This window comes from Candidatus Limousia pullorum (genome assembly GCF_057405065.1).
Map to the genome: position 1 here is coordinate 1,173,717 of NZ_CM171614.1, position 15,818 is coordinate 1,189,534.

Annotated in this window: 13 protein-coding genes and 1 riboswitch; of the genes, 9 read left to right on the top strand and 4 right to left on the bottom strand. The window is 41.0% G+C overall.

What is annotated here, in order from left to right:
* Positions 1-78: 78 nt before the first annotated feature.
* Positions 79-711 (bottom strand): zinc metalloprotease, encoded by a 633-nt coding sequence (locus tag CGICJO_RS05085; RefSeq protein WP_486499871.1) that lies wholly within the window; start codon positions 709-711, stop codon positions 79-81.
* Positions 704-1,141: a hypothetical protein gene (locus CGICJO_RS05090; RefSeq protein WP_486499872.1), complete on the bottom strand. Its 438-nt coding sequence runs from the start codon at positions 1,139-1,141 to the stop codon at positions 704-706. The genes CGICJO_RS05085 and CGICJO_RS05090 overlap by 8 nt, the downstream gene beginning before the upstream one ends.
* A 381-nt stretch (positions 1,142-1,522) precedes the next feature.
* Here CGICJO_RS05090 and CGICJO_RS05095 point away from each other — a divergent pair, with 381 nt between their 5' ends.
* The gene (locus tag CGICJO_RS05095) at positions 1,523-3,064 is read left to right on the top strand and encodes a helix-turn-helix domain-containing protein (RefSeq protein ID WP_486499873.1); all 1,542 of its coding nucleotides are present in this window, start codon (positions 1,523-1,525) and stop codon (positions 3,062-3,064) included.
* Positions 3,065-3,109: 45 nt separating this feature from the next.
* Here CGICJO_RS05095 and CGICJO_RS05100 read toward each other — a convergent pair whose 3' ends face one another.
* Both CGICJO_RS05100 and metK read right to left on the bottom strand, forming a co-directional pair.
* On the bottom strand, positions 3,110-5,731 hold the full coding sequence (locus CGICJO_RS05100) for a cation-translocating P-type ATPase (RefSeq protein WP_486499874.1): 2,622 nt from the start codon (positions 5,729-5,731) through the stop codon (positions 3,110-3,112).
* A 237-nt stretch (positions 5,732-5,968) separates the two neighbouring features.
* On the bottom strand, positions 5,969-7,150 hold the full coding sequence (metK, locus tag CGICJO_RS05105) for a methionine adenosyltransferase (RefSeq protein ID WP_486499875.1): 1,182 nt from the start codon (positions 7,148-7,150) through the stop codon (positions 5,969-5,971).
* Between the two features lie 95 nt (positions 7,151-7,245).
* A riboswitch (SAM riboswitch) is annotated at positions 7,246-7,342 on the bottom strand.
* A 265-nt stretch (positions 7,343-7,607) separates the two neighbouring features.
* On the opposite strand from metK, the gene trmB reads away from it, so the two are divergent.
* The 8 genes from trmB (at position 7,608) to CGICJO_RS05145 (ending at position 15,804) form a co-directional block, all read left to right on the top strand.
* The gene (gene trmB, locus CGICJO_RS05110) at positions 7,608-8,327 is read left to right on the top strand and encodes a tRNA (guanosine(46)-N7)-methyltransferase TrmB (protein WP_486499876.1); all 720 of its coding nucleotides are present in this window, start codon (positions 7,608-7,610) and stop codon (positions 8,325-8,327) included.
* A gap of 26 nt (positions 8,328-8,353) precedes the next feature.
* On the top strand, positions 8,354-9,721 hold the full coding sequence (locus CGICJO_RS05115) for a hypothetical protein (RefSeq protein ID WP_486499877.1): 1,368 nt from the start codon (positions 8,354-8,356) through the stop codon (positions 9,719-9,721).
* 50 nt (positions 9,722-9,771) lie between these two features.
* Complete coding sequence (locus CGICJO_RS05120) at positions 9,772-10,473, top strand: response regulator transcription factor (protein WP_087376455.1); 702 nt, start codon at positions 9,772-9,774, stop codon at positions 10,471-10,473.
* Positions 10,474-10,519: 46 nt separating this feature from the next.
* On the top strand, positions 10,520-11,959 hold the full coding sequence (locus tag CGICJO_RS05125; protein ID WP_486499878.1) for an ATP-binding protein: 1,440 nt from the start codon (positions 10,520-10,522) through the stop codon (positions 11,957-11,959).
* Positions 11,960-12,067: 108 nt separating this feature from the next.
* Complete coding sequence (locus CGICJO_RS05130) at positions 12,068-13,063, top strand: DUF1385 domain-containing protein (RefSeq protein ID WP_486499879.1); 996 nt, start codon at positions 12,068-12,070, stop codon at positions 13,061-13,063.
* A 19-nt stretch (positions 13,064-13,082) separates the two neighbouring features.
* Positions 13,083-13,937: a peptide chain release factor N(5)-glutamine methyltransferase gene (gene prmC, locus CGICJO_RS05135; protein WP_486499880.1), complete on the top strand. Its 855-nt coding sequence runs from the start codon at positions 13,083-13,085 to the stop codon at positions 13,935-13,937.
* Between the two features lie 140 nt (positions 13,938-14,077).
* Positions 14,078-15,175 (top strand): recombinase RecA, encoded by a 1,098-nt coding sequence (gene recA, locus CGICJO_RS05140; protein WP_143256351.1) that lies wholly within the window; start codon positions 14,078-14,080, stop codon positions 15,173-15,175.
* The gene (locus tag CGICJO_RS05145; RefSeq protein ID WP_087376355.1) at positions 15,175-15,804 is read left to right on the top strand and encodes a regulatory protein RecX; all 630 of its coding nucleotides are present in this window, start codon (positions 15,175-15,177) and stop codon (positions 15,802-15,804) included. The genes recA and CGICJO_RS05145 overlap by 1 nt, the downstream gene beginning before the upstream one ends.
* The last annotated feature ends 14 nt before the right edge of the window (positions 15,805-15,818 follow it).

A 15,818-nucleotide genomic window follows, 5' to 3' on the forward strand; every position in this document is an offset into this window, starting at 1 on the left:
TTTAACCATTTAATAATACCATATTTAATAATATTTTTGTAGTCCCAAGGCAAAAAAGTTTTCCACATGGCAGAGGCTCTATGTGGAAAACTTTTCGCTTTTATTTTTTCCTGATATAAATAAAGACATGGTAAGATAAATCCCGATGAATAAAAGGGATAAATTATAGGGTGAGTTGAAAAGTACAATAAATCCCAGAGTAAATATTGGGATTATCAAAAGAACGGTTAATACATTTATGGCTTTGGCGGCAAAGTCTGCGCCGAAAAAATTTGAAAGAAGTATTTCCAGCCCCACGCCGCCGTCAAGGGTACAGGCAGGCATAAGGTTGAAAAATCCCAAACCTAAATTGGTGAAACAAAGCAATTTTAAAAAGTCATTATTCAAAAGATAATAAAATCCGCCGAAAGCAAAAGCAAATAAAAGATTGGAAATTATGCCGCCGTAGATTATAAAAAGCTCTTTGGAAAGAGGTTTGGAAATTTGATTTTTCTTTACGATTTCTCCGCCGAAAATCCTTATTTTTATTTTCTCAGAGGGATAACCGGAAATCTCCATGGCAAACAGATGACCAAGCTCGTGAAGAGCGGCACTTATAAAGCAGGCGGTAATTCCTCCGGTTTTGTCCAAAAGCAGGGAAAGGGCAAAGAGAGCTACTGCGGGAAAACTGAAACTTATTTTCTCCCGCAGTTTGATTTTTCTTTTATTCATTTTCATCACCGGAAGCGGTTTCTGAGGTTTCCTGTGTTGTTTCTTCTGTCGGCTGAGAAGAATTTTCAGTGTTCTCCTGCTGTGCCATATTTAACTGGTTTTCCGATATAAAATCGGTTATCACATCCGGCGTATTTATAAATTGGCTGTAGTATTTTTTTATCGTGTCGTATAAATCGCCGCCTATTGATTTTATAGTAAAAACTGCGATAGCCGCCAAAAGGCAGACAATAACCTGAAAGATTAAAATAGGATGGGCGATAGGTTTTTTCTCATGTACTGGCTCTTCGTTTTCATTTTGATTATAGTCCTGGGGATAATTTTCATAACTCTGATAGTTTTTGTAGTACCTCATTTTTCTGTATTCTTCCGGATTTATGTAAAGGTTATTTTGCTCATCGTCGCTGTCATAAAAATCTCGTCTGTCCACAAAAATCCCCCCGATATCGTATTATTTAATTTTATGATAACGATGTGTGTTTTATGAAGAATAGAGTTATCAGTTGGAATTGTAACCCGAAATGATTTCTAATTTCTTATTGGTTTTTTAGCCATGTGTGCAGTTCAGTGATAATTTTCTTCAAATATTCATTATCTGTTTATCTTTGTACCGTAATTCTGCAAGAATTTATACATGCTTTTAAAATATAAATATATTTAATTTATATTTTTCTTTGACATGGCAGTTTAAAATTGTTATAATAAATAAAAAGAATATTTTAAATTTAGCGTTTATTTAATCGGATAATTCTGTTAGAAAAAAGCTTTGCACATCTGTGAATTTACAGAAAAATAGAAAAGGGGTGGACTTATGAATTTAGGTGAAAACATTAAAAGACTGAGAGAAGAAAAAGGTATTTCTCAGGAATATGCGGCTCAGAAAATAGGCGTAAGCGTACAGAGCGTAAGCCTTTGGGAAGAGAACAAAACAGTGCCGTCAATTGAAAACCTTGTTGCACTCAGCGAGATACTGGGAGTTACGGTTGACGAGCTTTTGGGCAGGGAAGCGGCACAGCCAGCCGATAACAGCCGTCAGCCTGTACAGGAACTTCATATAGGAACAGCGGCAGTTTCTAAAGATGATGAAAGCAAAAAGCAAGGCGTAAAGCTTTATTACCGCAAAAATATTTTATCAAGATGTGTAATAGCGGCAATAGGTTTAATTTATCTGTTTAATTCGTGTATGTTTATGCTGTTTGACAGAAGCAGACTAAATCCCATATTTCTTTTTGTACCTTTCATATTTGTAGCTTTGGGACTTATGGTGCCGCTTGCTTTATCCCTGTATAAAAGGCATAAAAGCTTTAAGTCCATAAAGGACAGCGACAGTATTGAAAAGCTTTATTTTTACAGGCAGGGAATAGGATTTTCAACAGAGCGTCAGGACGAATACGACGGAAATTTTTTCGCATATTACAATGAGATTAACGGTGTGTTCATAAGCAAAAAACGGCTGGTTATTTCATACGCTCGAAAACTGTATACAGTAAACATGGATGATATTCAGGGTGACAAAGATGTTATATTAAAAATGCTTATAAATAATATAAGATATTTTTATTCTCAGGATGTGGCTTATAAATACCCTTTGTGCAGTATGAGCGAAGAAAGAATAAAGCTTTTCCAAAGGATAAACTGGACTTTGTTCTGTTTGATGATTGTATCAGCAAATGTCTTTGTTATAAAATTTATGTTTTTCGCAGACGGCTACAAAGGTTTACAATCCCTGAAGATTGCCTCGGGCGCATTTATAATTTTTTCATTGGCTTCACTTGCAACCGCAATTTTCGGAAAATCAAAGGGTTTAAAAACTGTCGGATATATTGTTGTCAGCGGAATTTTGACATTCTATGGGGCTATTGGATTTTTAAGCATCATGGCGTTTTCTGAGAATTATGTTCAAACAGATTACAGCCGTATGCAGGAGATAGAAACCGTAACAGGAATTGATTTTCCCGACGGCGGCGAAGCTTTTATAAAAGACAGCTCAAAAGATACGCTGTATTCATATTCCGGAATTGACATAGATAGTTTTATGCATTATCTTTTAATTGAAAAAGACAGTCTGTATGTGGATTTTACTGATGATCAGGGAATAGCAGAATTTGAAAAATACCTTGCGGAAAGCGAAGAATGGAAAACACAAATTTCGGATTTACCTGAATATTTCTACTATTCTTTTGATAAAATAAATCAATACAACTACGATTATTATACATTTTTCAATGCGACCGACGGGGAAATAAATAAAACAATTACTGAAGCGGGAAATTATAAGCTTATGTTTTTTAAATATAGTCAGCATTACAACAGACTTGTAATAATCGAATATGATTTAACTTTAACAGATTAAAAAAATAAGGCGTATGGTGTAAAAACCATACGCCTCTATTTTTTATCAGTGTTTTTTCATATCTCTTATAACTTTGAAAATCTGTATCAAAACTGTTGGGATAAATGCCATTAAGGCTACAATGCCCAGTTCCTTAATGCCGAAAGCAGGGGAAATCATAAACAAGCCGTTGAGTCCCGGTACAAAGAGAACCAGCAAAAGCAGGATAACTCCGCCGAAAAATGCAAGGTTTGAATATTTGTTTGTGGAGAATTTAAGCTTGAATATTGAGTTGCTTCCACGGCAGTTAAATCCGTGGAAAAGACGTGCCATTGTAAGAGTTGCAAATGCCATTGTGGAAGCCAAAGCGGCGTCGCCGTTTTGATAGCCGATATAGAATGATATCATTGTGACAACGGCGATAAGAAAGCCCTGAACACCTATTTTAGATAAGAAATCACGTGTTAAAATAGGCTCTTTCGGGTCACGTGGCTTCTGGTCAAGAAGTCCGTCACGGGCAGGCTCCATACCTATGGCGATTGCCGGAAGTGAGTCTGTAAGCAGGTTGATAAACAAAAGGTGAACAGCCTCGAAAGGAGCAGGCAAAGCCATTAAAGCCGCATAAACAACGGCAAAAATTCCCGCTGTATTGCCTGAAAGCAAAAATCCTATTGAGTTTTTGATGTTTGTATAAACACATCTTCCGTTTACAACAGCCTTAACAATAGTTGCAAAGTTGTCGTCGGAAAGAATCATGGAAGCGGCGTCCTTGGAAACTTCTGTTCCTGTGATTCCCATAGCTACGCCGATATCGGCTTTTTTAAGTGCCGGTGCGTCGTTTACTCCGTCGCCGGTCATGGAAACAATGTTGCCTTTTCTCTGCCATGCGTTTACTATGCGAATTTTGTGTTCCGGAGAAACACGGGCATATACGGAAACCTTTTCAAGACGCTGGTCAAGCTCATTGTCGCTCATGGAGTCAAGCTCTACACCGGAAAGGGCTTCATCTCCCTCACGGAAAATACCAAGCTGTTTTGCTATGGCTGTTGCGGTCACCTTGTGGTCGCCGGTAATCATTATTGTGCGGATACCGCCTCGTTTTGCGTCTGCTACAGCCTGTATAGCTTCAGGTCTTGGCGGGTCAATCATGGAGATAAGTCCTAAGAAGGTAAACTCCTTTTCATCCTCCAAGGTGAGAGGACGGACGCTGTCAAGCTCACGAACTGCAAAAGCCAGAACTCGAAGCCCCTGTTCTGAAAGCTCCATATTTATACGGGCAATTTCGCTTTTTCTTTCCTCTGTCATAGGAACCTTGCCCTTGCTTGTCATAAGATATTTTGAACGGTCAAGAAGCACGTCCATTGCGCCCTTTGTAATGAGTGTTGGAACTCCCTCAATGTCGTGGAGTGTACTCATAAGCTTTCTGTCGGAGTCAAAGGCGATTTCTCCCAAACGTGGGTGCTGTTCTCTGTAGACTTCCTCTTCAACACCAAAGTGTTCGCCCAGCATAACCAAAGCTACCTCTGTTGGGTCGCCGATTGATGTGCCCTTTTCAGCATCGTGGGTGGCGTCGCTTGCAAGAATTGCGGATTTCAAAAGAAGTCTTTGCACATCGTTTGCAAGGTTAATTTCTTTTCCGTCGAACAGTACTCCGTCAGCATAGATTTTCTGAGGCTTCATCTTGTTTTGGGTCAGTGTTCCGGTTTTGTCGGAACAGATTACGGAAACACATCCCAAGCTTTCAACGGCTTTCAAATCCTTCATGATGGCATTTTGCTGAGCCATTTTCTGTGTTCCCATTGCCAAAACTATGGTTACAATGGAGGAAAGAGCCTCAGGAATTGCGGCAACCGCCAAAGCTACTGCGAACATAAGGGAATCCAAAATTCCCATTCCGCTTCTGAAAATTGACAATGCAAAAACAAGAGCGGAAATTATCATAATGATAATCGCAAGCTTTGCGCTGAATTTATCAAGGCTTTCCTGCAAAGGTGTTTTTCTCTGCTGAGTTTGGTTCATCAAAGCGGCAATTTTACCAAGCTCTGTGTTCATTCCTGTTGCGGTTACAACTATTGTTGCTCGTCCGTATGTTACAAGTGAACCGGAGAATACCATGTTTTTCTGGTCGCCCAGTGCAACCTTTTCAGAGTTGATAACATCTACTGTTTTGTCAACGCCCTCGCTCTCACCGGTGAGGGAGCTTTCATTAACTTTAAGGGAGAAGTTTTCTAAAATTCTTCCGTCTGCAACAACCATGTCGCCGGCTTCCAAAAATACTATATCGCCTGGCACAATCTGTGCGGATGGGATTTCCATCTTTTTGCCGTCACGGAGAACCTTTGCCGTTGGTGATGACATGGCTTTTAAGCTTTCCAGGGATTTTTCAGCTTTAAAATACTGCACTGTTCCCAGTATAGCGTTGAGGATAAGAACTGCTATGATAACTATTGTGCTTTCAAGATTTCCGGAAAAAGCGGAAATCAGCGCTGCGGCAATGAGAATAATAACCAGCAGATCTTTAAACTGTTCTAAAAATACCTGAATTACAGATTTTTTCTTTCCCTCATAGAGTTTGTTCTCGCCGAATTTTTCAATACGGCTTGAAGCTTCCTGCTCGGATAGTCCGGCGGAAGTGGTCTTTAAATCGTCCAAAGCCTGCTGAGGGGTTTTAGAGAAATATTGTTCCATTTTGTACATCCTTTCATAAACTAAAAAACAATACCTAAAATTGGATTATTTTTTATTATAACAAAATAAATGTCATAAGTCATCAAAATACGGCAAAGTTTACACAGTTTTTTCAATTGACCTTTCCTTTGCTTTTTATTATTTTGGGATATTTTACCCACTCTATTTCCATTTAGAAAAAAATTATAAAATAAAACAGGCATCCGGCTTATTGCCAAACGCCTGTAGATGATTTAATTATGCCAATGCCATTTTAAGCTCTTCTGTTTTGTCTGTGTTTTCCCAGAGAACGCCCAAATCCTCACGGCCCATATGACCATAAGCGGCGAGAGGGAGATATTTTGTTTCTGTGAGCTTCAAATTCTTGATGATTGCGGCAGGACGGCAGTCGAATACTTTCTTAACTGCCTCTGCGATAGCCTCATCATTGTAGGAAGATGTGCCGAATGTATTTACAAGGATTGAAACAGGCTTTGCAACGCCGATTGCGTATGCAAGCTGAACCTCACATCTTTTTGCAAGTCCTGCTGCAACGATATTCTTTGCAATGTATCTTGCATAGTAAGCAGCACTTCTGTCAACCTTTGTCGGGTCTTTTCCGGAGAAAGCTCCGCCGCCGTGGCAGGCATATCCGCCGTATGTGTCAACGATAATCTTTCTTCCTGTAAGACCGCTGTCGCCTACAGGGCCGCCGATAACAAATCTGCCTGTTGGGTTTACATAAATCTTTGTGTTTTCGTCCAAAAGGTTTGCAGGGATAATCTCCTTGATAACCTTTTCTGTAAGGTCGTTTCTAATCTGCTCAAGTGTTGCTGTTTCCTCGTGCTGAGTGGAAACAACAACTGTGTCAATTCTTACAACCTTGTCGTCGTCATACTCAACTGTAACCTGAGTTTTGCCGTCAGGTCTGAGATATGGGAGAGTGCCGTTCTTCCTAACCTCTGTAAGTCTTTTTGCAAGCTTGTGTGCAAGGGAGATTGCCAAAGGCATAAGCTCCGGTGTTTCGTCGCATGCAAAACCGAACATCATACCCTGGTCGCCTGCGCCTGTGGAGTTGAAAACATCCTCTTCGCCGTTTTTAAGCTCGTAAGAAGCGTTAACGCCCATTGCGATATCCGGTGACTGAGAGTCGATTGAGGTGAGAACTGCGCAGTTGTTTCCGTCAAAACCGCAGTCAAGTGTGTTGTATCCTATATCGTTTATAACTTTTCTGGCAACAGCCGGAATGTCTACATAACAATCTGTGGTGATTTCACCCATTACGTGTACCATGCCTGTGGTTGCTGTTACTTCGCAGGCTACGTGGGCGTTTTTATCCTGTTCCAATATTGCGTCCAAAACAGCGTCAGAAATCTGGTCGCATACTTTGTCCGGATGTCCCTCTGTTACTGATTCAGATGTGAAAAATCTCTTTGCCATGTTTTTTCTCCTTCCGATTTTTTATTATCTAAAATAAGATGAAACTTTTTATAAAAAAATAAAACCGCCGGTCGGTGTTCCGAACAGCGGGTATAAACTCATCTTTCGGATTTACCGCAGGACTTGGCACCTTACATTAAGCAGGTTGCCGGACTTCACAGGGCCTGTTCCCTCAGTCACTCTTGATAAGCAGTAATTATTCTCTTTTTTGTAGTTCGTAATGTATTATAACCATAGCGGGGAAAAAAGTCAACAGCAGTTTTTGTAAAAATATTGCCTTAAAAACATAATAAATGGAATAATTATCAAATTTTAGGAAAAATTCAGATTTTATCAGTTTATTTTACCGTTTTTTATCAAAGTGTTTGCAAATGGACATATTGTTTGGTATAATAAATTAGATAGTCAAAAAGTATACCTATTTGAAAATTAAAATAAAGAATTGTTTGGTGAAATAATGAGAATAAGAAAGAAACCTTGGGCGGAACCGGAGCTTGCCGCCTGCGATTTTTATATAAAAAATCCGGCAGAAACAAGAGGAAACTGGAGCAAAGTTTTTGAAAAACAGCAGCCCCTGCATCTGGAGCTTGGCTGCGGAAAGGGAAGCTTTGTTGCCCGGGCGGCTTTGGCTTATCCCCATGTAAACTTTATTGCCGTTGACATAAAAAGCGATATGCTTGGCGTGGGAAGAAGAAATATTGTAAAGTTCTTTCAGGAGGCAGGAAAAACCGTTGATGATGTAAAAAATATCGCTTTGGTTGCCTGGAATGTGGAGCAGATTGAAAAAATAATTTCTCCGGAAGATAAAATAGAGAGAATTTATATAAATTTCTGCAATCCATGGCCAAGAGGAAAGCACAAGAAGAGAAGACTTACTTTCCCTTTGAAGCTTATGAAATACAGAGAATTTCTCGAAGAGGGCGGAGAAATCCGTTTTAAAACCGACGATGACGAGCTTTTTGAGGAAAGCCTTGAATATTTTGAAGAGTGCGGTTTCAGAATTGACTATATAACAAGGGACTTGCACAACAGCGATTTTTCAAAAATCTACGGGGAAAACTTTATGACTGAACACGAGAGAATGTTTTCCCAGGAAGGTATTAAAATTAAATACTGCACGGCAGTAAAGGACGTTTTGCCGGAAAAGAAAGACGGCGAAAAGGAAGTTTCCGAATAATTTTCATTAAAAAGGGAGGCGGAAAAATGAAGATTAAGGAGTTTTTGGCCTGCTTAACGGCGGGACTGCTGGCGGTGCTTATGAGCGGATGCTCCATAGCTAATCTTGACAGCAAAGACCTTATGCGTCCGCCAAGACCTACAGGAGACAAAGCTCAGATTCAGCATCTTATAGAGCAAAATGCAGGAAATCAGAAATATACACTTAAATATCCTCAAAGCGGTAATTACCGAAGCGCAGTTATACTTTATGATATGAACGGCGACGGAAGCGAAGAGGCTATAGGACTTTACAGAACAAAAGACGAAAACCCTCAGACTCATCTGGTAGTAATAGACGAGGTGGGAGAAGAGGAAGAACAGCAGTGGCAGATTGTTGGTGAGTTTACCACAGCCTTTCCTGAAGTTACAGAGGTTGATTTTGCCGACCTCAACGGAGACGGAATTGACGAGATTATAGTGGGCTGGAACGCCAACAGCACAATGACAAATGTTTTATCGGTGTACAGCTATGATAACAACCAGTGTACTCAGATGTCCTCCGATGAAATATATTACGAGTTTGCGGTGGGGGATTTTACCCAAAGCGGATTTGACAGCATTGTGCTGATAAATTTAAGCACATCGGAAAAAAGTGCAGCGGCTTCTCTTTACTGCTACAACGACAACGATAAAAAAATCACATTGGTTTCAGAAGCTGCTATGGATTCGGAAGTCACAAGGCTGTTTAATGTGACCTCGGGAAAGGTTGACAGCACAGGAACCTTTGCGGTGTTTGCCGACGGTGTTACGGGACTGAGATATAACACACAGGTTATCTATTTCGATGTTCCTCAGTTCCAGCTGAAAAGCGAAACGGTGCAGAGCGGACTTATCAGCGAATACGATTCCATAAATCTTAAATCCACCGCCATTGTATCAAAGGATATCAACGGTGACGGAATAGTGGAAATTCCGGTATGCACAAAAATGCCTTCTGACTCATCGTCAACGGGTATGGAGTACGCAGGACTTATTTCATGGTGCAACTACTCAACCACTGACAACAATACTGAGATAGTCAGAACTGTTGTATACAACAATAAGGGCGGATATTACTATATAATCCCCGACGAATGGTACGGACATGTTACTGCCGTAATTTCAGACGACGGAAGAACCATGACCTTTATGGAATACAGCGACGGAGTTATAGGAGAAGCATTTTTCGCATTAAGACAGTATCCTGTAGGCGAATGGATTGACGGGGCAGACATGGACGGCTATTCCTTGATACTGAAAAACGAAAGTAACGCATATGGTTATGTTTTAATGGGTGACAGCGCTTATATCCCGAAAGAACAGGATATTTTGAATTCCTTTAGAGCTGCCGGAACCGGAGAAACGGTATTTTAACCGGCTGAATTGACAGATTATAATATTGAGAAATATAGATGGAGGAAGTTATGAAAAAAATTCTTGTTTGCGAAGACGAAACTGCTATAAGAGATTTTGTGGTTATAAACCTTAGAAGAGCCGGATATGACGTGGTTGAGGCGGATTGCGGTGAAGCGGCTTTGAAAAAATACGAGGAGCACAACGGCGATTTTGATGTTGCTATTCTCGATATTATGATGCCGGGAATCAGCGGCCTTGACGTGTGCAAGGAGCTGCGCAATAAAAACGGCACAATCGGAATTATCATGCTTTCCGCAAGAACACAGGAAATGGACAAGGTTACAGGTCTTATGCTTGGCGCAGACGACTATGTGACAAAGCCTTTCAGCCCCAGCGAGCTTACCGCAAGAGTTGACTCCCTTTACAGAAGAGTTGCTTTGGCACGTGCTCACAGCGAAAATAATTTCAAAGAAGAGCTTACCTGCGGAATTTTCAAGCTTAACCTTAGAAACAGGTCTTTTATGAAAGGCAATAAGGTTATAGAGCTTACACAGGTTGAGTTCCAGATTATGGAATACTTTTTCTCAAACCCGGGCGTTGCTCTTGACAGAACCGATATTTTAAACCATGTTTGGGGAAATGCATATGTGGGCGAAGAAAAAATTGTTGACGTAAATATAAGAAGACTGAGAATGAAAGTGGAGGACGAGCCTTCAAACCCGAAATATATTGTAACAGTATGGGGTATGGGCTATAAATGGGAAGCTTGATAAAAAGCTTAGGTAAATTAAAAACAAAAATCAGGGAGGCGAAAGGATGACAAGAGTAAAGGGTATTACCAGAAGATGGCTTATAAATACACTGGGAGTTATTGCTGCCATAGTTATTGTAATAGTTATCTGTCTTTCTTTTGCCATTAAAGTGTTTTTCTACAACAGCATTGAACAGACAATCAGCGGACGAAGCACAGAGCTTATAAATGTTTTCGGAAGCTACACCACGGAAAGTTCCACGGACTTTATAACAATGGCAACGGAATATGTTGAAAACTTTCCCGATAAGGAGCTTATGGAGCTTATGGTTATAAACTCCGCAGGAAGAGTTGTTATAACCTCAACGGGATTTCCTCCAGATGAAAGCCAGCCTATGCCTGACTATGAAATGGCAAAAGGCTCATCGGGCGGAGTTGCCACCTGGAGCGGAACCCTTGTTTCCGGTGAGCCGGTAATGGCTCTTACCAGGGTTATCACAAATTCTCAGGGAAGCTATCTGGGTGCGGTTAGATATATCGTTTCCCTTGAAATGGCAAACCAGAGGGTTATGGCATTTGTGGCTATATTTATAACCTCCGGTGTTGTGATTATTCTGCTTGTGCTGTTCTCCGGTTCTTTCTTTATAAGGTCTATTGTAAATCCCGTTAAAAAGATGTCGGTTACGGCTAAAAGAATTGCCCAGGGCGATTTTAATGCAAAAATCGACAAGCTTCACGACGACGAAATCGGCGACCTTTGCGACGCCATAAACAATATGGCTCAGGAGCTGGGTGTTGCGGAAAAAATGAAAAACGACTTTATTTCCAGCGTTTCCCATGAGCTTAGAACGCCTTTGACAGCCATTAAGGGCTGGGCGGAAACCATGCAGCTCGGAGGAGTTTCCGACAAGGAAACCTTTGACAAGGGCATGAGCGTAATTATAAAAGAGGCGTCAAGACTTACGGGAATTGTTGAGGAACTTTTGGATTTCAGCAGACTGCAAAACGGCAGAATGATGCTTATGATGGATAAAACCGATATTTTGGCAGAGCTGGACGAGTCCATATATATGCTAAAGGAAAGAGCCTCATCAGAGGGAAAACATCTCCTTTACGATGAGCCTGATTATGTAGGCCCTGTTCTCGGCGACAGAAACAGGCTGAAACAGGTGTTCTTTAATATTATTGACAACGCTTTGAAATATACTCCTGCTGACGGAGTTGTGGCAATAGAGGTAAGCGCCGACCAGGATAACGTAAAGATAAAGGTTACCGACAACGGCGTGGGAATTTCTCCGGAGGATTTGCCGAAGGTAAAGGAAAAATTCTATAAAGCCAATCAGACTGTAAGAGGTTCAGGAATAGGCCTTGCGGTTGCCGACGAGATAATCTCCATGCACAACGGTACACTTGATATCGAGAGCAGTTTGGGAGTAGGCACAACAGTTACAATAACCCTGCCCCTTATAAAGGAGAAAAGCTCAGACTCGGGAAATCCCCAGTGATATTTTAAAGATTTATAATCTCTGTTAGAACACAGCGGTGTCACAGAAAAATCACAATCTTGTTTTAAAATTAACGGTGGTTTATTTTTATTATAGAAAGGTATAAGAATGAAAAAACATAAGGAAAATGTAAAAAAAATCACCTCAATAGGCGGAAGCGCACTTATTGAGGGAATAATGATGAGAGGCCCGAAAAAAACAACGGTTGCCGTGAGAACCGGCAAGGATGAGATTTATAAAGAGGATGTGGCCTACACTACAATTTCATCAAAGGGCAAGTTTTTCAGACTTCCCTTTATAAGAGGTATTGTGGGTCTTATAGATTCAATGAAGTTAAGCTATAAATCACTGGCTATTTCTGCGGACAAAGCCATGGGGGACGCTATGGAGGAAGAGCCGGAAAGCCGTTTTGAAAAATGGCTTGTGGACAAATTCGGCGAAAAGATGATGAGCGTGCTTATGTGGTTTGCGGGAATAGTCGGAGTTTTGCTGGCGGTTTTGCTTTTCTTCTTTTTACCAAGCTTTTTGTTTGACCTTTCCTCAAATGCGGTTCCTGCATTTCAGGGCGACGGAAAGGATGTAGTTTTTTATAAATCTGTTTTTGAAGGTATTTTAAAAATAGTAATTTTCTTGGGATACATACTTCTGGTTTCCGGAATGGAAGATATGAAAAGAGTTTTCATGTATCACGGAGCAGAGCACAAGACAATCTTCTGCTATGAAAGCGACGAGGAGCTGACCGTGGAAAACGTGAGAAAACACACAAGATTTCACCCAAGATGCGGTACAAGCTTTATGGTGCTTATGCTGGTTGTGGGAATAATCGTAGGTCTTTTTGTTCCGGTTGCACCTTTCGGAATACCGGTTTTAAGACCTGTTATAAAAATTCTTTTGCTTCCTATTTCCTGCGGAATTGGTTACGAGCTTATTAAGCTTTGTGGCAAATACGACAACCTTGCCACAAGAATTATTGCAGCTCCGGGAATGTGGGCTCAGAGAATTACCACAAAAGAGCCTGACGACAGCATGATTGAAGTGGCAATCGCCGCTATAAAAGAGGTAATACCGGAGGATGGAAGCGATATTCTTACCGCCGGAAAATAAAAATTAGTGTGGGATAAAAATGACTGTTAAAGAACTATACCTCACAATAAAAAATATTTTATCTCAGGGCGGAGTCAGCGACCCGTCCTTTGAGGCTTCCTATCTTATGGAAGAAATTGCAGGCTATGACAGAAACAAAATTATAGTTTACGGTGACGATGTGATTTCAGACCGTGAGGAAGAAAAACTGCTGAATATGGCAAAGAAAAGAGCCGCCGGAGAGCCTTTGCAGTATGTTATGGGACTGTGGTATTTCATGGATTTGCCCTTTGCAGTGGGAAAAGGGGTGCTTATCCCCAGAGAAGATACTCAGGTGTGCGTGGATATCTGTATAAAAAGGATAAAGGAAAATCCTGAAAAGGAAATGCAGGTTCTCGACCTGTGCGCTGGAAGCGGAGCTATATCTGTGGCAATTTCCAAATACTGCAAAAATGCAAAGGTAACTGCTGTGGAAAAATCTCCCGAGGCTTACGAGTATCTTTTAAAAAATATTTATATAAATCAAGCGGATGTAAAAGCGGTTAAATGCGATATTTTTTATCCTGAGAATTTTTTGCAGGATGAAGAGTTTGACATAATAGTTTCAAATCCTCCGTATATTAAAAGAGAAGAGCTTCCCACACTTCAAAGTGAAGTTCAGTACGAGCCTAAAATGGCGCTGGACGGGGGAGAAAGCGGACTGGATTTTTATTCCTTTATTACAAAGAGATACACAGAGTTTCTCAAAACAGACGGAATGTTAGTTTATGAGCTTGGCGAAGATCAGTTTGAGGATGTAAAAAAGATGATGACCGACGCAGGCTTTGAAAATATCTCTTCAAGCCTTGACATTGGCGGGGTGGAAAGAGCAATTTCCGGTTTTTATAAAAAATAATTAGAAAATTAGTTCGAGAAATTTCTTTAAAATCATTGAATTTTTTTCTGTTCTGAATTATAATTGTCTTACGGCAGTGTAAGCCGTTTTGTATTGAATATATGACGTTTAATTTAGAGGAAAGAAAAGGAGAAGTAAAGATGGCAGATAAAAACAAGGCTTTAGAAACAGCTTTAATGCAGATAGAAAAACAATTCGGAAAGGGCGCAGTTATGCGTCTTGGTCAAAATGAGCATATGAACGTGGGACATGTTTCCACAGGCTCTTTGTCTTTGGATATCGCCTTGGGTATAGGCGGGTTGCCAAGAGGAAGAATCATTGAGATTTACGGACCTGAATCCTCAGGTAAAACAACACTTTCCCTCCACTGTATAGCAGAGGGTCAGAAGGACGGCGGAAACGTAGCTTTTATAGACGTTGAACACGCTCTTGACCCTGTTTATGCGGCGGCTTTGGGCGTTGACGTTGACTCTTTGCTTGTGTCACAGCCTGACACAGGTGAGGACGCTTTGGAAATTGCGGAAGCTCTTATCCGAAGCGGAGCTATCGACGTAATCGTTGTGGACTCTGTAGCCGCTCTTGTTCCTAAGGCGGAAATCGAGGGCGACATGGGTGACAGCCATGTGGGATTGCAGGCAAGACTTATGTCACAGGCTTTGAGAAAGCTTGCCGGCGCAATTTCAAAATCAAACTGCGTGGCAATCTTTATCAACCAGCTTAGAGAAAAAGTTGGCGTTGTTTACGGAAATCCGGAGGTAACACCGGGCGGACGTGCTTTGAAGTTCTACAGCTCAGTGAGAATTGACATAAGAAGAGTTGAGACATTGAAGTCCGGCGGCGAAATGGTCGGTTCAAGAACAAGAGCTAAGGTTGTAAAGAACAAAATTGCCCCTCCTTTCAAAGAGGCTGAGTTCGATATAATGTACGGTCAGGGAATTTCCCGAGAGGGCGAATTGGTTGACCTGGCGGTTAAGGCAGGCGTTGTTCAGAAATCCGGCGCATGGTTCAGCTTCGGCGATGTAAGACTTGGACAGGGCAGAGAAAATGTAAAGGAATTTTTCAAGAACAACAAGGAAATCGCCGACGAGATTGAAAAGCAGCTTTGGGAAAATATCGACAAGCTGAACCCAACAAAGACAGCTAAGGAAAAGAAAAATCCTGTTGTGATTCCGGTGGCTTCTGCTCCTTCGGCTGCTCCTGCATCTCAGGATAAACTGGACATTCTGGTTGAAGACTGATGATTATAACAGGAATTGAACCGAGAAAAAAAGGTTTAAGTGCAATATATATCGACGGCGAATTTGCCGTAAAGCTTGACACCAAAACAATTTTGGAAAACAGGGTGAAGGTGGGCGCAGATATTGACGATGAACAGCTTCACTTTTTGATACAGCAGTCTGATTTGCAGAGGGCAAAGGATAAGGCTCTGTGGCTTATATCCTACCGTGACCACTCAAGCCGAGAGCTGGAGGACAAAATTTCCAGAACCTGCAACAGGGAAGCGGCAAAGGGTGCGGTTGAACGCATGGAAGAGCTTGGACTGATAAACGACGAAAATTTTGCAAGAAGATATGCTTCACAGCTTTATGAAAATAAGAAGCTTGCGAAATCGGCGGTTATCTATAAGCTTTGCTTAAAGGGAATTGACAAGGAAACCGCATCACAAATTGCCGAAGAGCTTGAGCCGGAAAGCGACAGTCAGATTTATGCTGTGATAGAAAAGAAATATAAAAATGCTTTAAATGACGAAAAAGGCAGAAAAAGAGCCGTGGCGGGACTTCAAAGAATGGGTTACCGCTACGGTGATATAAAGAGAGTTTTGAATGAATTCTGCGATGAACAGGAGTTTCCCGCAGAGGAATTTTAAGGAAAAATAATAAA

Excerpts from the sequence above, each read along its gene's own strand:
- CGICJO_RS05085 (WP_486499871.1), bottom strand. The coding sequence starts at position 711 with ATGAATAAAAGAAAAATCAAACTGCGGGAGAAAATAAGTTTCAGTTTT.
- CGICJO_RS05095 (WP_486499873.1), top strand. The coding sequence starts at position 1,523 with ATGAATTTAGGTGAAAACATTAAAAGACTGAGAGAAGAAAAAGGTATT.
- CGICJO_RS05100 (WP_486499874.1), bottom strand. The coding sequence starts at position 5,731 with ATGGAACAATATTTCTCTAAAACCCCTCAGCAGGCTTTGGACGATTTA.
- metK (WP_486499875.1), bottom strand. The coding sequence starts at position 7,150 with ATGGCAAAGAGATTTTTCACATCTGAATCAGTAACAGAGGGACATCCG.
- trmB (WP_486499876.1), top strand. The coding sequence starts at position 7,608 with ATGAGAATAAGAAAGAAACCTTGGGCGGAACCGGAGCTTGCCGCCTGC.
- CGICJO_RS05115 (WP_486499877.1), top strand. The coding sequence starts at position 8,354 with ATGAAGATTAAGGAGTTTTTGGCCTGCTTAACGGCGGGACTGCTGGCG.
- CGICJO_RS05120 (WP_087376455.1), top strand. The coding sequence starts at position 9,772 with ATGAAAAAAATTCTTGTTTGCGAAGACGAAACTGCTATAAGAGATTTT.
- CGICJO_RS05125 (WP_486499878.1), top strand. The coding sequence starts at position 10,520 with ATGACAAGAGTAAAGGGTATTACCAGAAGATGGCTTATAAATACACTG.
- CGICJO_RS05130 (WP_486499879.1), top strand. The coding sequence starts at position 12,068 with ATGAAAAAACATAAGGAAAATGTAAAAAAAATCACCTCAATAGGCGGA.
- prmC (WP_486499880.1), top strand. The coding sequence starts at position 13,083 with ATGACTGTTAAAGAACTATACCTCACAATAAAAAATATTTTATCTCAG.
- recA (WP_143256351.1), top strand. The coding sequence starts at position 14,078 with ATGGCAGATAAAAACAAGGCTTTAGAAACAGCTTTAATGCAGATAGAA.
- CGICJO_RS05145 (WP_087376355.1), top strand. The coding sequence starts at position 15,175 with ATGATTATAACAGGAATTGAACCGAGAAAAAAAGGTTTAAGTGCAATA.